This is a genomic window from Ralstonia mojiangensis (assembly GCF_023955645.1).
Taxonomy (GTDB): Bacteria; Pseudomonadota; Gammaproteobacteria; order Burkholderiales; family Burkholderiaceae; genus Ralstonia; species Ralstonia mojiangensis.
Genome location: NZ_JAMXHU010000002.1, coordinates 190230 through 204548 on the forward strand (window position 1 = coordinate 190230; position 14319 = coordinate 204548).

Annotated in this window: 12 protein-coding genes; 4 read left to right on the forward strand and 8 right to left on the reverse strand. The window is 63.9% G+C overall.

The features are described 5' to 3' along the window. Positions 1 to 97: 97 nt before the first annotated feature. From NG898_RS07575 to NG898_RS07600, 6 genes are all read right to left on the reverse strand, one after another. On the reverse strand, positions 98 to 535 hold the full coding sequence (locus NG898_RS07575; RefSeq protein WP_252691775.1) for an HIT family protein: 438 nt from the start codon (positions 533 to 535) through the stop codon (positions 98 to 100). A 2-nt stretch (positions 536 to 537) separates the two neighbouring features. Further along, on the reverse strand, positions 538 to 4572 hold the full coding sequence (locus NG898_RS07580) for a DUF3683 domain-containing protein (protein WP_252691776.1): 4035 nt from the start codon (positions 4570 to 4572) through the stop codon (positions 538 to 540). Positions 4573 to 4773: 201 nt separating this feature from the next. Beyond that, positions 4774 to 5355: a YqaA family protein gene (locus tag NG898_RS07585; protein WP_232041923.1), complete on the reverse strand. Its 582-nt coding sequence runs from the start codon at positions 5353 to 5355 to the stop codon at positions 4774 to 4776. A 57-nt stretch (positions 5356 to 5412) separates the two neighbouring features. Next, positions 5413 to 6660 carry a nucleoside recognition domain-containing protein gene (locus tag NG898_RS07590; protein ID WP_092973328.1) on the reverse strand — a complete coding sequence of 416 codons (1248 nt, stop codon included), beginning with the start codon at positions 6658 to 6660 and terminating at the stop codon, positions 5413 to 5415. Positions 6661 to 6691: 31 nt separating this feature from the next. Then, the gene (locus tag NG898_RS07595) at positions 6692 to 7609 is read right to left on the reverse strand and encodes an ion channel (protein ID WP_252691777.1); all 918 of its coding nucleotides are present in this window, start codon (positions 7607 to 7609) and stop codon (positions 6692 to 6694) included. A 177-nt stretch (positions 7610 to 7786) separates the two neighbouring features. Beyond that, positions 7787 to 8446: a LysE family translocator gene (locus NG898_RS07600; protein ID WP_252692497.1), complete on the reverse strand. Its 660-nt coding sequence runs from the start codon at positions 8444 to 8446 to the stop codon at positions 7787 to 7789. Between the two features lie 114 nt (positions 8447 to 8560). Between NG898_RS07600 and NG898_RS07605 the strand changes: the two genes are divergently transcribed. From NG898_RS07605 to NG898_RS07620, 4 genes are all read left to right on the forward strand, one after another. Continuing rightward, positions 8561 to 9013, forward strand: coding sequence for an Lrp/AsnC family transcriptional regulator (locus tag NG898_RS07605; protein ID WP_455650808.1), 453 nt, complete (start codon positions 8561 to 8563; stop codon positions 9011 to 9013). Positions 9014 to 9143: 130 nt separating this feature from the next. After that, positions 9144 to 10664, forward strand: coding sequence for a threonine ammonia-lyase, biosynthetic (gene ilvA / locus NG898_RS07610; protein WP_252691781.1), 1521 nt, complete (start codon positions 9144 to 9146; stop codon positions 10662 to 10664). Then, positions 10664 to 11500, forward strand: a complete 837-nt coding sequence (gene queF, locus NG898_RS07615; protein WP_252691782.1) for an NADPH-dependent 7-cyano-7-deazaguanine reductase QueF — start codon at positions 10664 to 10666, stop codon at positions 11498 to 11500. The genes ilvA and queF overlap by 1 nt, the downstream gene beginning before the upstream one ends. A 224-nt stretch (positions 11501 to 11724) precedes the next feature. After that, the gene (locus NG898_RS07620) at positions 11725 to 13047 is read left to right on the forward strand and encodes a transporter (RefSeq protein ID WP_252691784.1); all 1323 of its coding nucleotides are present in this window, start codon (positions 11725 to 11727) and stop codon (positions 13045 to 13047) included. Position 13048: 1 nt separating this feature from the next. Here NG898_RS07620 and NG898_RS07625 read toward each other — a convergent pair whose 3' ends face one another. Next, positions 13049 to 13582: a hypothetical protein gene (locus NG898_RS07625; RefSeq protein ID WP_252691785.1), complete on the reverse strand. Its 534-nt coding sequence runs from the start codon at positions 13580 to 13582 to the stop codon at positions 13049 to 13051. Between the two features lie 43 nt (positions 13583 to 13625). Beyond that, entirely contained in the window at positions 13626 to 14309 is a 684-nt protein-coding gene (locus tag NG898_RS07630) for a C39 family peptidase (RefSeq protein WP_252691786.1), read from the reverse strand. Positions 14310 to 14319 lie beyond the last annotated feature (10 nt).

A 14319-nucleotide genomic window follows, 5' to 3' on the forward strand; every position in this document is an offset into this window, starting at 1 on the left:
AACAGAAAGAGAATCAGACGTCGTGCGCGCCACAGGGGTTCCGCGCACGAGGTGGCGATGCGTTACCAGGCGTTACCCAGCGGATCGTCGACGGGGCTCAAGCGTCAGCCAGCGCCGCCTGCAGCGCGTACGACAGTGCCGGCAACTTGGCCGTGAGCTCGGCCATGCGCGCGGTATCGGGCGCGCGTTGCTCGGGGGCCCACACGGCTTCTGGAAAATGCGTATCCCACCGATAGCGCGGGATGACGTGCCAATGCAGATGCGGCACGAAATTGCCGAAGCTGGCGAGGTTGATCTTGTCCGGCGCCAGTTCGGCGCGCAGCACACGCTCGACCTTGGTGACGACGTCCATCAGCCAGTGGCGATCGGCATCAGACAAGTCGGTCTGCTCGGCCACGTGGTCGTTCCAGATAACGCGGCAGAAGCCCGGAAAGCGCGCGTGCTCGACCAGCACCACGCGCGCCTTGGCATTACGCCAGACGGGCTCACCGCCGTCCGCCTCGCACAGCGCGCAGCCGGGCGTCCGCTCGCTCATCGTCAAACCAGCACTCGTTCGATGCCGCCGGCGTTGGCCTGGGCAACGTAGTCCTGCAGCCAGGTTTCGCCGAGCACGTGACGCGCCATCTCGACCACAATGTAGTCGGCCTGCACCGAGACATCTTCGGTGTAGCGCGACAGGCCCTGCAGACACGCCGGGCAGCTCGTGAGGATCTTCACGTCGCCGTTGAACGCCTCGCCCTGGCCGTTGGTCTGCCCAAGGCTGCGCAGCTTGTCGGCGCCCTTCTGCATCTCCTCTTCCTTGCGGAAGCGGACCTGCGTGGAGATGTCCGGTCGTGAGATCGCCAGCGTGCCCGACTCCCCGCAGCAGCGATCGTTCTTCTCGATCGCGCGCGTCTGGCCGTCGGCGCCGATGTTGCCGCCCATCAGCTGGTTGACCAGCTTGGTCGGGTCCATGGTCTTGATCGGGGTGTGGCAGGGGTCGTGGTACATGTAGCGCGTGCCCTGCACACCATCGATCTTCACGCCCTTCTCCAGCAGGTATTCGTGAATGTCGATGATCCGGCAGCCCGGGAAAATCTTGTCGAATTCATACCCGGCCAGCTGGTCGTAGCAAGTGCCGCAGCTCACCACCACCGTCTTGATGTCAAGGTAGTTGAGCGTGTTGGCCACGCGATGGAACAGCACGCGGTTGTCGGTGACGATCTTCTCGGCCTTGTCGAACTGACCGGTGCCGCGCTGCGGATAACCGCAGCACAGGTAGCCCGGCGGCAGCACCGTTTGCACGCCGGCGTGCCACAGCATTGCCTGCGTGGCCAAGCCCACCTGCGAGAACAAGCGCTCCGAGCCGCAGCCCGGGAAGTAGAAGACCGCCTCGCTGTCCGGCGTGGTCGCCTTGGGGTTGCGGATGATCGGGACGATTTCGTTGTCCTCGATATCCAGCAACGCGCGCGCGGTCTTCTTGGGCAGGTTGCCCGGCATCTTCTTGTTGATGAAGTGAATCACCTGCTCGCGCACCGGCGGCTTGCCCACCGTGGCGGGCGGACGAGCGGTCTGCTTCTTGGCGAACTTCTTCAGGATGTCGTTGCCCAGACGCTGCGCCTTGTAGCCCCAGTCGAACATCACCTTGCGCGTGAAGTTGATCGTCTCGGGGTTGGTCGCGTTCAGGTAGAACATCGCGGCTGCGGTGCCGGGGTTGAACTTCTTCTGCCCCATCTTGCGCAGCAGGTTGCGCATGTTCATCGACACATCGCCGAAGTCGATCTTGACCGGGCACGGCGTCACGCACTTGTGGCACACCGTGCAGTGGTCGCCCACGTCGGCAAACTCTTCCCAGTGCTTGACCGACACGCCGCGGCGCGTCTGCTCTTCGTACAGGAAAGCCTCAATGAGCAGCGAGGTGGCAAGAATCTTGTTGCGCGGGCTGTAGAGCAGATTGGCGCGCGGCACGTGCGTGGCGCACACCGGCTTGCACTTGCCGCAGCGCAAGCAGTCCTTGATCGACTCCGAGATGGCGCCGATGTCGCTCTGCTGCATGATGATCGACTCGTGCCCCATCAGGCCGAACGACGGCGTATAGGCGTTGCGCAGGTCAGCAGCCAAGCCTTGCGGGTCGTTGATGTCGCGCAGCAGCTTGCCCTTGTTGAAGCGGCCGTTCGGGTCGACACGGCGCTTGTAGGCAGCGAAGTCGGCGATTTCTTCGTCGGTCAGGAATTCCAGCTTGGTGATGCCGATGCCGTGCTCCCCCGAAATCACACCGTCCAGCGAACGCGCCAGCGTCATGATGCGGGCCACCGCCTTGTGGGCGTCCTGCAGCATGTCGTAGTCATCCGAGTTGACGGGGATGTTGGTGTGCACGTTACCGTCGCCGGCGTGCATGTGCAGCGCCACAAATACGCGACCGCGCAGCACCTTCTTGTGGATCGACTGGGCCTCGTCAAGAATCGGCTTGAATTCGCCGCCGTTGAAGATCTTGCGCAGTTCGGCGCGGATCTCCGACTTCCACGACACGCGGATCGTACGATCCTGCAGCAGGTGGAACAGGTTCGCCTCGGGCTGATTCACCAGACGATCGTCGATGGTCTGCGCCAAGTAGCCCAGGCCAAGACCGATCAGGCTTGCGCGCGCCGTGGTGACCGGCGTGTCGAGATGGTCCAGCAGATATTGCCAACGTGCACGCGTGGCACGCAGTAGTTGCTGTGCCTGTTGCACGCGGTCTTCCAGCAGCTCAGCGCTGGGGATCTCGTTGGCGTCGTCGGTGCGGCCTAGCGGTAGGTTGCTGCCAGCGAAGAAATCGAGCAGCGCGTCGGTCAGCTTGAGCTTGCTCTTGATCGACAGCTCGATGTTGATGCGCTCGATGCCGTCGGTGTACTCGCCCATGCGATTGAGCGGAATCACCACGTCTTCGTTGATCTTGAAGGCGTTGGTGTGCTTGGCAATCGCTGCTGTGCGCGAGCGGTCCAGCCAGAATTTCTTGCGCGCCTCGGGGCTCACGGCCACGAAACCTTCGCCGCTCTTGCCGTTGGCCAGGCGGATCACCTCCGACGTGGCGCGCGCCACGGCATCATCGTCGTCGCCGACGATGTCACCAATCAGCACCATCTTCGGAAACGCGTTGCGCTTGCTCTTGGTGGCGTAGCCGACCGCGCGCAGGTAGCGCTCGTCCAGGTGCTCCAGACCCGCGAGGATCGCGCCGCCGGGCTTTTTGGTCTCGGCGTCGAGGTAGTCCTTGATTTCGACGATGCTCGGGATCGCGTCACGCGCCTGGCCGAAGAACTCCAGGCACACAGTGCGGATCGACTTCGGCATGCGGTGCAGGATCCAGCGCGCGCTGGTGATGATGCCGTCGCAGCCTTCCTTCTGCACGCCGGGCAGGCCGGCCAGGAACTTGTCGGTGACGTCCTTGCCGAGGCCTTCCTTGCGGAACTTGCGGCCTTCGATGGTGAGCGTCTCGGTGCGCAAGAGCTTGGCGCCGACCGGCGCGTTGCCATCGAACCACTTCAGCTCGAACATAACAACCGGCGCGTCGTGAATCTTGCCGAGGTTGTGATTGAGGCGCTGGACTTCCAGCCAGTTGCCGTCCGGGTCAACCATGCGCCACCAGGCGAGGTTGTCCAGCGCGGTGCCCCACAGCACGGCCTTCTTGCCGCCGGCGTTCATGGCAACGTTGCCGCCAATGCACGACGCATCGATCGAGGTCGGGTCCACGGCGAAAACGAGGCCGGCCTTCTCCGCCGCATCCGCCACGCGGCGCGTCACCACGCCGGCGCCCGAGTAGATGGTCGCCACGGGATGGTCAACGCCAGGCAGGTCGGTCATCTCGACCGCATCCAGACGCTCCAGCTTTTCCGTATTGATGACGGCCGAGAACGGCGTGAGCGGCACGGCGCCGCCGGTGTAGCCAGTGCCGCCTCCGCGCGGGATGATGGTCAGACCCAGCTCGAAGCAGCCCTTGACGATCCCGGCGATCTCTTCTTCCGTATCGGGCGTGAGCACGACGAACGGATATTCGACCCGCCAGTCGGTGGCGTCGGTCACGTGCGACACGCGCGACAGGCCGTCGAACTTGATGTTGTCCTTCGCGGTGACGCGGCCGAGCACCTTCTGGGCGCGGCGGCGCAGGTCGTACACCTGGGCGAATTCTTCCTGGAACGCTTTGACGGCGCGGCGGGCGTGCACAACCAGTTGCTCGACCTTGCTGGCGCGCTCGTCGCCCACCGGGTCGTGGTGCGAATCGTGGTCGGCCACGCGGCGCTTCTCGATCTCCGCCAAGCGGTGATTGAGTGCGTCGATCAGCATCTGCCGGCGCTTCGGGTTGTCGAGCAGGTCGTCCTGCAGATAGGGGTTGCGGCGCACCACCCAGACGTCGCCCAACACTTCGTACAGCATGCGTGCCGAACGGCCGGTGCGGCGCTCGGCGCGCAGTTCGTCCAGGATCTGCCACGCAGACTCGCCCAGCAAACGGATGACGATTTCCCGATCCGAGAACGAGGTGTAGTTGTAGGGAATCTCGCGCAGCCGGGGCGCAGCGTCCTGCGCCGTGAGTTTGGCGTCGATCAGAAGTGGGGCATTCATGGCGTGCCGCTGGGGAGGGAGGGCGCGGCAAAGAGGGCCCAAGCCGCGCGGTCTTTAAAGGGCGATTGTACTGCAACGCGCGTCGTTGATGCGTCGCAGCAACGGTATCCCTGCCAGTGATATGGGCGGCAAAACCGTCGCGTTTTCAATGGCTTGCGAAAAGCACAAGACGGCCAAAGTGATGCAAGCACCACGCAAACGTCACATCATCACGCTCTTGATCCAGCCCAGGATGCCGTGCCAGAAGCCGTCGGGCAGCGTCATCAGGGCCGCAGTCATGGCCAGATAGCGTAGGAATTTGCCGATCGCCATGTACATGACGCTGGGCCAGAACTTCAGGCGCAGCCAGCCGGCCAGCGTGCAGAGCGGGTCGCCGATGCCGGGCAGCCAAGACACCAGCAGGGATGCCGGCCCGATGCGGCGCATCCAGCGGAAGTATTTTTTATCGAGCGGCGGCTCGCGGTGGCGCTTGGGATGCGGCACGTGCTGGGCATGCTCGGTGTTGTGCTGACGGCGGCGGCGCGCAAGGTGGTAGCGCACCAGCGCCAGCTTGGCCGCGTAGCCCATCCACCAATCGACCACGCCGCCCAGTGTGTTACCGAGCGTGGCCACCACGATGGCCGGCCAGAACATGTCCGGATTGAGCTTGATGTACGCAAAAACCGCCGGTTCGGAGCCCAGCGGCAAGAGGGTCGCCGAGATGAAACTGACGACGAAGATGGCGGGTAGCCCGACCTTTGGCAGGGCGAGCGTGGCAAAAAGCGTGTCAATCCACTGTTCCATGCAATCGATTGTAGAGGGCGAGCGGCCGCGGCGTCGCTTGGGGGCCGCCCTAGCCGCTCAGGCGAAGAACAGATAGGCGACAAGCACGGCGCCGATCAGCCCGACTAGGTCGGCCCACAGCCCGCAGACCAGTGCGTAACGGGTGTCCTTGATGCCGACGCTGCCGAAGTACACGGCCAGCACGTAGAACGTGGTCTCGGTCGAGCCCTGGATGATGGCGGCCAGCTTGCCCTGGAAGGAATCGACGCCGTAAGTCGTCATCACGTCGACCATCAGGCCGCGCGCGCCGGCGCCGGACAGCGTCTTCATCAGCCCCACGGGCAGCGCGGGCACGAAACGCGTGTCGATGCCCAGGTGAGCGAACAGCGCGGAAAGCCCCTGCATCAGGAAATCCATGCAACCCGCCGCGCGAAACACGGCAATGCCCACGAGCACCGCCACCAGATACGGGACGATGCCGATCGCCACCTGAAAGCCGTCCTTGGCGCCATCGACGAAGGTTTCGTAAACGTTGATGCGACGAATCGCCCCGCATACCAGGAACGCCACGACGATGGTGAGGATGGCGCCCGCGCCGATCAAGCCGATCCAGGCGGCCATCTGCTGCGGCGGAAATTGGCGCAGCCACGCAAACAGCAGCCCCATCAGCGCGACAAAGCCCCCGAAATACGCCAGCAGGGCAGGTTTGAACAGGTTGATGCGCTGATACCACGCCACCGCCGCAATGCCCGCGCAGAAGCCAATGAACGTGGACAGCAAGGTCGGCAGAAAGATGTCTGCCGCGTTGAAACCGACCAGGCCCTGCTTGACCGCCATGGCCTGGCGGATGGCGATGACGGACGTCGGCACCAGCGTCACCCCCGCCGTGTTGAGCACCACGAACATCAACTGCGCATCGCTGGCGCGCTGCGGCTGGGGGTTGATCTGCTGCAACTCGCGCATGGCCTGCAGGCCGAGCGGCGTGGCGGCGTTATCCAGGCCGAGCACGTTGGCCGAGACGTTCATCATCATCGCGCCGTTGGCGGGGTGGCCGGCGGGCACGGAGGGAAACAGGTGCCGCATCAACGGGTTCACGAGCCGCGCGAACAGATCGACCACGCCTGCGCGCTCGCCCACGCGCATGATGCCCAGCCACAACGCCATCATGCCGGTCAGGCCGATCGCAATTTCGAAACCGGTGCGCGCGGCATCGAACATACCGGTCAGCATGCGGGAGAAAACCTCCATGTCGCCCTGCACCACCTGCACGCATGCGGTAACGAAGGCAACGAGGAAGAAGGCGAGCCAGACGAGGTTCAGGGCCACGGAGGTTGCGCGTTGGAATCGGACAAGCCGGTCATTGTGCCTGCGGCGGCGTCTCGATCGGATGGATCAGGTGGAAGTTGTCGTAGTCGACTGACGTGACGCCGCCCTCGTCGCGGATCAGGTCGGCATAGCGATAGTTCCAGCGGATCTCGTCGTGCCGCCAGGAATAGCGCGCCTGCACGGTTTGCGCGGCGGTTTCGTCGGCGCCCTCAATGGTGAGCAGAAGCAAGGCATCACCCGCCGCGAGCGATTCTGCGGTGGCGCCATGCAGCGGACTGGTTTCATCGATGACGTGCATCATCACCCAGCCCAGCAGGAAGATCGGATGCTCGCTGCGCTCAAGCTTCAGGTCGTGAATCTTGTAGATCGAGTAGCCCTCGGGCGAGACCTCGTCCTGCATCAGGCGCAGCCGGGCGGTGGCCTCTGCGATGACGTTCTGACGCGCATTGGCCGCCCGCAGCATCAGCGTGGATCTGCCGTTGAGCGGCCGCACGACAACATTGCGCGCAAACATGATCTTGGCGCGCGGGCGCGAGAAGCGCGCAAATACCAGCCCCGTCGCCATAGCGATGCCCGACATGCCGATGAAGATCTCCAGCGTGGCGATGACGTGGGCGTAGAGCGTTTGCGGGTGCATGTCGCCGTAGCCGACGGTGGCCAGGGTCTCGACGCTAAAGAAGAATGCCCCCACGAAGCCCGCCGGCGACTGGTTCGCAATCGCGCCGTCGCCCAACGAATACAGCCCCGCGAATACCGCATTGAGCGCCAGGAACAGCGTGGCCAGCAGCGCGAAGAAGGTCGGCCAGTTGACCTCCAGCGCGTGGTGATAAAGGTCACGCCAGCCCAGCGGCGGCATGCCGTAGGCAATGACGTGCTGCGTGCCGGACCAGACTTTTCGGCCCCGACGCGCGCGTCCGGCACGCTCGGAGGAAGACGACGGGGTGTTCATGGTGGCCTCTCGCCCGAGTGTGCTTTTAGCTGCGTCCGATATCGACGTCGTAGGCGCCGCTGACAGTGCCGGGCAAGTGTACAGATCACCCCAGGTCTCGATCAAGAATCGCCTAGCCTTGGCCGGGGCGACCGGTATGACGTGCGCCTGCGCGATGGCGGATGGCCTGACTGGGGCTTACACCACCTGGACAACGCTGCGCAGTCCCGCGATGACCTGCACGGCGCCGAACCCCGCGATGGCGAGCGCGGACAGCCGCGTGATGCCGGGGATGAATGACGCTGGCATCCTCACGCGCAGCGCCGCGGTCGCGCCACTCAGGCAAAGCCACCATGCAGCCGAGCCGGCGAAGACGCCGACGACCATCTGCGCAACGGTGAGCCATCCGGCACCTTCGGCTGACGCATGTGCCTCGGCCGACGGCCCGAGCGCTGCGAAGATCGCCACGAACGATAGGATCGTCAGCGGGTTCGACAGGGTCAGTACGAATGTCGTCAGGAATTCGCGCGCATTGGCGACGGCCTGCGTATCACCTGCGGCGTCCGTCGCAGCGGGCCCGGTGGAGGGTGCGCGCGCGGTCGACCACGCCAGCCATACGAGAAACGCACCGCCGGCTATTTTGAGCACGAGCGTCAGCGCAGGGAGCGCAGCAACGACGCCGGCGACACCGAGCGCACCAAGCAATCCGTACAGGGCATCTGCGCACGCGGCGCCGAGGCCCGTCGCCAGTCCCGAGCGGAACCCACGGTTCAGGCTGCGCTGGATGCACAGCATACCGATCGGGCCGACCGGCGCAGCAATACAGAACCCGATCATGGTGGCCTTGATGAACAGCACTTGCATGCCCTCCCACAGTGGTTTGTTGTGTAGGTCTCATCGTAGGCACCGCGGCATCCTGGCGGAATCGTGTTTTTAAGGCAAAATCGCCAATTCCCCTTAAAAATTGCGAACATAATGGACGATCTGGACTGGAAGCTGCTAGATCTGCTGCAGCACAACGGCCGCATGACGTATACAGAGCTTGCGAGACACGTGAAGCTGTCGGTGCCGACCGTCACGGAGCGCGTGAAGCGTCTGGAAGACGCCGGCGTGATTGAAGGCTACGTGGCGCGTGTGAATCCCGTTGCCGCGGGCTACCCGGTCAGCGCGCTGATCGGTATCACCGTTGCGCAACCCGCGAAGGCCAAGTTCCTCAAGCTGCTCGAGACGATTCCCGAAGTGTTGGAATGCCACCACGTGACCGGCGCAGATTCCTACGTGATGCGGCTTGCAGCGACGAGCGTTGCGGATCTGGAGCGGTTGATCGAACGGATCAACCTGTATGGAGAAACACGCACCTCGATCATGATGTCGACGCCGATCGCGGCTCGTGCCCTTGGACGACCGCGCACGACACAGGCATGACATTGCCGACGCGGCCGTCTTCGGCACGCACCCATCAGCCCCTGACCCGCACCAACAGCGGGCGCACCAGTGCAAAAGACGCCACGTGATAGGCTTACGGGCTCTGTTCACGTCCAACCCGGTCCGCACCATGGCCATCGATTACCTCAAGAAAATCCTGACTGCGAAGGTCTATGACGTCGCGGTGGAAACCGAGCTGAAGTTCGCGCCCAATCTGTCGGCGCGCACGGGCAACCGCGTCTACCTCAAGCGCGAGGATGACCAGCCGGTGTTCTCGTTCAAGCTGCGCGGCGCCTACAACAAGATGGCCTCGCTCACGGCGGCCGAACGCAAGCGCGGGGTGATTACGGCATCGGCGGGCAACCACGCGCAGGGCGTGGCCTTCAGCGCGGCCCGGATGGAATGCAAGGCCGTGGTCTGCATGCCGGTGACGACGCCGCAGTTGAAGATCGACGGCGTGCGCTCCCGCGGCGGCGAATGGGTCGATGTCGTGCTGCACGGTGAAAGCTATTCCGACGCGTACAACCACGCCGCCAAGCTGCAGGAAAAGCACGGCTACACCTTTGTGCACCCGTTCGATGACCCTGAGGTGATTGCCGGTCAGGGCACCATCGCCATGGAAATCCTGCGCCAGCATCCGCAGCCGATCCACGCGATCTTCTGCGCGATTGGCGGCGGTGGGCTGATCTCGGGCATTGCGGCTTACGTGAAAGCCGTGCGGCCGGACATCAAGGTGATTGGCGTGCAGAGCGTGGATTCCGACGCGATGGCGCGTTCGGTGGCGGCCGGCAAGCGCGTCGAACTGAAAGACGTGGGCCTGTTTGCCGACGGCACCGCGGTCAAGCTGGTGGGCAAGGAAACCTTCCGCATCACGCGCGAGCTGGTCGACGAAATCATCACCGTGGATACGGATGCCATCTGCGCGGCGCTGAAGGACGTGTTCCAGGACACGCGCAGCCTGCTGGAGCCGTCGGGCGCGCTGGCAGTGGCCGGCCTCAAGCAATATGCCGAAAGAACCAAGCTGAAGAACGATTCGCTGGTGGCCGTGGCCAGCGGCGCCAACATGAACTTCGACCGCCTGCGCTTCGTGGCCGAACGCGCCGAGGTGGGCGAGGCACGCGAAGCCGTGTTTGCCGTGACGATTCCAGAAGAGCGCGGCAGCTTCAAGCGCTTCTGCGAGCTGGTCGGCTGGTCGCGCAACGTGACGGAGTTCAACTACCGCATTGCCAGCAAGGACGCCGCTCATATCTTCGTGGGCGTACAAATTGCGTCGCGCGCAGAGGGCGACAAGATTGCCGAGAACTTCCGCAAGCACGGCTTCCCGACGCTGGACCTGTCCAACGACGAGCTGGCCAAGCAGCACATCCGCTACATGGTGGGTGGACGTTCGCCGCTGGCCGAGAACGAGCATCTCTATCGATTCGAGTTTCCCGAGCGGCCCGGCGCGCTGATGAAGTTCCTCTCGAGCATGAGCCCGAACTGGAACATCAGCCTGTTCCACTACCGCAATCAGGGCGCGGATTCGAGCAACATCCTCGTCGGCATCCAGGTACCGAAGAACGAGAAGCGCGAGTTCAAGGCGTTTCTCGCCACGCTGGGCTATACCTATTGGGACGAAAGCGAGAACCCCGTCTACAGCCTGTTTTTGTGATGAGCAACCAACCCGAACATTCGCCGCTGGGCAAGGCCTCCGCCTACAAGACGGCATACGACCCGAGCCTGCTGTTTCCGATTCCGCGCCAGGGTAAGCGCGACGAGATCGGCCTCGCCGCCGGCACGCCCCTGCCCTTCTTCGGCGTCGACCTCTGGAACCTGTACGAGCTGTCGTGGCTGAACCTGCGCGGCAAGCCGCAGGTGGCTGTCGGCACCGTGATCGTGCCGGCGGATTCGCCCAACATCGTTGAATCGAAATCGTTCAAGCTGTATCTGAATTCGTTCAACCAGACGAAGGTGGCATCGCACGAAGCGCTGCAGCAGTTGATCCACCACGATTTGTCGGAAGCGTGCGGCGCGCCGGTGCAGGTGCGCATCGTGCCGCAAGAGGAGTTTGCCCGGCAGAAGATGGGCGAACTCGATGGCCTGCTTCTCGATCGCCTGGACATCGAAACCGACGTCTACCAGCCCACGCCCGAGCTGCTGCATGCCGATGAGGAAGAAAGCCCGGTCGAAGAAACGCTGGTGTCGCACTTGCTGAAGTCCAATTGCCTTGTGACCGGCCAGCCGGACTGGGGCACTGTGCAAATCCGCTATGTGGGTGCGCCGATCAATCAGGAAGGGCTGCTGAAGTACCTGATTTCGTTCCGCGAGCACAACGAGTTTCACGAGCAATGCGTGGAGCGGATCTTTACCGACATCCTGCGCCAGTGCAGGCCGGTCAAGCTGGCCGTGTATGCGCGCTACACGCGGCGCGGCGGGCTGGACATCAACCCGTTCCGTACAAACTACAACACGCCGTGGCCAGATAACCTGAGAAATGCGCGTCAGTAAGCGCTGACACTGCGCAAGCCACGCAAGGCGCCTTCGGGCGCCTTTTTTCTTGCCGGAGCGATCCGCCAAACGGGCATTTCGGCCTCGTCCGTTTTGTGGACAGCTCCGCCCTGTCGTTTCGCGTTCGCTCGCCTATAGTGATATCCGCAGTACGCCACCCGGGGGAATCGTGAAGGGTCCGTCCGCTGTTTGCGGGCCGGGCACTCTCGACGGGGGACATTGCCATGACGAAAACGCCATGGAAGCCGCAACGTGGGTCAACCCACGCGGTTACGTGCGCATGCCTGCTGCTCTGCGGCGGGCCGGTCCTCGCACAGACCAACGAGCCGGTGGACGACAAGCCACCCAGCCTGGAAGCGCTGCAGCGCGAGCTTGCCGATACGCAGGCGCGCCTGCAGGAACTCAAGCGCTCTATCCAGCAACAGGAAACGCACTTGCGGCGCATGCGGCGCGCGCTCGGCATGAGCGAGGGCCGACTCGACACCGTGCGCGGTGCCGGTGCGCCCGGTGCGGCGGGTGACGCTTCTGAACTCGCGCAGAACGAGCAGCCCGGCACCACGCCTGTCGGCAAACCGCCGGAGCCGCCTGACCGGCCGCCACGCATCGCACAGATCTTCGACGAGCCCAGCGCGCTTACACCGCCGGGCAAGGTCGTCGTCGAGCCGTCATTGCAGATGGCGTATTCGTCGTCCGACCGCGTGGCGTTGGTGGGCTACACCATCATCCCCGCGCTGCTGATCGGGCTGATCGACGTACGGCAGGTCAAGACCACCACGCTCACCGGCACGGTTGCGTTGCGTTACGGCCTGGCGCGGCGCTGGGAACTGGAAGCGCGCGTGCCCTATGTGTACAGCGCCAGCGACACCGTCAGCCGCGAACTGTTTACCGGCACGGCAACAGACAACGCCTTCAGCTCGCACGGGCGCGGCATCGGCGATGTGGAGCTGACCGCGCGCTACCAAATCAATGCGGGCGGTGTCGACAAGCCGTTCTACATCGGCTGGATGCGCTTCAAGACACGCACCGGCAAGGATCCGTTTGACGTCACCACCGATTGCGTGACGCGCTGCGTGAGCAATACCACGGGCACCGGCCTGCCTCTGCAGCAGCCCACGGGCTCGGGCTTCTTCGCCGTACAGCCGGGGCTGACGTGGCTGTTCCCGACGGACCCCGCCGTGTTCTTCGGCAGCATCAGCTACCTGCACAACTTCGAGCGCAAGGATGTCAGCCTGAACTTGGTGGACGGCTCGAAGCAGTTTCTGGGCAACGTGAAGGCCGGCGACATCATCGGCCTGAACTTCGGCATGGGGCTGGCGCTGAACGAAAAGGCATCGTTCTCGATTGGCTACGACCAGAGCATCATCGCGCCCACGAAGCAGAACGGCCAGCGGGTGCCGGGCTCGGTGCGGACAATTCTGGGGACGTTGCTGGTCGGATATTCGTACCGCCTCTCGCCCAAGATGTCGCTGAATCTGTCGGTGGGGGCAGGCCTGACGCGCGACACGCCGGACCTGACCGTCACGCTTCGCCTGCCGATCCAGTTCTAACTCAGTGCAGCATGGTGACGACGTTGGCCAACGCGCCTTGTAGCACGTTGGCGAGATTCATCTGACGGAATTGCGGCAGGCTGTTGACCGCCGCATTGATGGTCGTCACCGCTTGCAGCGTCTGGTTGTTCAGGCTGTTCTGGATGACCGTAGCGGCTGCTGCTGCACCCGTCGCCACATCGGGCGGTGCGACATTGTTCGGCCCGTTCTGCACGATGTTGACCGTGTTGACCACCGAGGCCAGCTGCTGCGCCTGCGTGGCCGTCATGCGTGCCACATCGGGGATGTTGACCGATGCGCTCGCCACCAGATCGCCGTTGACGTAGACCGCCCGGTCGATGCCGAACGAGATGTGCAGCCCTGCGAGCGAGGGCACATCAAACCCGCCGCGCATGTCGTCGAGCTTGCCTTCGGACACGGCGTGCCAAGCATGGACGGGATTGTTATCCATGCCATCCATGCCGGCAGCAAACGCATGCCCGGCCGCAGCCAGCGCGAACCAGCCGGCCCACGCCATCTTGCCAAACCGCTTCATGATGCCCTCCTGCCGGACTACCGGGCCGCCACGCAAACGACGTTCAGAAGTCGGACGGCCCATGCTTGGGAACGACGATGTTGCCCAGGCCGCTGCGGTCCATGCCTTCCTCCAGCGGCGCACGCGGTGCCACACGCCAGTCCGATGAAGCGTTGAACGTCGCCCCCGACTCGCGGTTGTGGACGACGAACAGCAAATGGTTGTCCCACATGCTCTCGAAACTCGCCCGCGGAATCGCACGCGTGCCCATGGCCGGATCGCCGACGAGCACACGCCCTTCCTGCACGCCCTTGACCACCACGAAGTGGTGATAGCCGTTCTCGGTCAACAGCACGATGGCCGGCAGGTGCGCGTCCTTCAATGCATCCAGCGGCTGCTCGAAACCATCCGCCTCAAAACCCAGAGACGCCAGATAGCGTTTGATGTCGAGCAGCGAAAAGCCTTCTCGCCGGATCTTCTCCTGGTTGCCATGTTCGTACATGGCCTGGAACACGGTCTGCTCGCTCACCGGATAGCCGTACTGATACGTGAGCAGCGTCGCCACCGCGGCCGACCCGCAACTGAAGTCGAAACGCTGATGCACGGTACGCAGATAGCGCGCGGCCTTCATGCTCGTCACCGGCACGGCATAGGTGCCGCCGCCCGTGCCGAGCATGTCGATCGCGCCCGCCAACGCGGGCCCGCACATCAGTGCCATCAGCACTGCACCGCACGTCTTGCGCATCATTCCGCCCTTC

Bases quoted from the DNA above. Each gene is read 5' to 3' on its own strand.
- NG898_RS07575 (WP_252691775.1), bottom strand. From the start codon at position 535: ATGAGCGAGCGGACGCCCGGCTGCGCGCTGTGCGAGGCGGACGGCGGT.
- NG898_RS07580 (WP_252691776.1), bottom strand. From the start codon at position 4,572: ATGAATGCCCCACTTCTGATCGACGCCAAACTCACGGCGCAGGACGCT.
- NG898_RS07585 (WP_232041923.1), bottom strand. From the start codon at position 5,355: ATGGAACAGTGGATTGACACGCTTTTTGCCACGCTCGCCCTGCCAAAG.
- NG898_RS07595 (WP_252691777.1), bottom strand. From the start codon at position 7,609: ATGAACACCCCGTCGTCTTCCTCCGAGCGTGCCGGACGCGCGCGTCGG.
- ilvA (WP_252691781.1), top strand. From the start codon at position 9,144: ATGGCCATCGATTACCTCAAGAAAATCCTGACTGCGAAGGTCTATGAC.
- queF (WP_252691782.1), top strand. From the start codon at position 10,664: ATGAGCAACCAACCCGAACATTCGCCGCTGGGCAAGGCCTCCGCCTAC.
- NG898_RS07620 (WP_252691784.1), top strand. From the start codon at position 11,725: ATGACGAAAACGCCATGGAAGCCGCAACGTGGGTCAACCCACGCGGTT.
- NG898_RS07625 (WP_252691785.1), bottom strand. From the start codon at position 13,582: ATGAAGCGGTTTGGCAAGATGGCGTGGGCCGGCTGGTTCGCGCTGGCT.
- NG898_RS07630 (WP_252691786.1), bottom strand. From the start codon at position 14,309: ATGATGCGCAAGACGTGCGGTGCAGTGCTGATGGCACTGATGTGCGGG.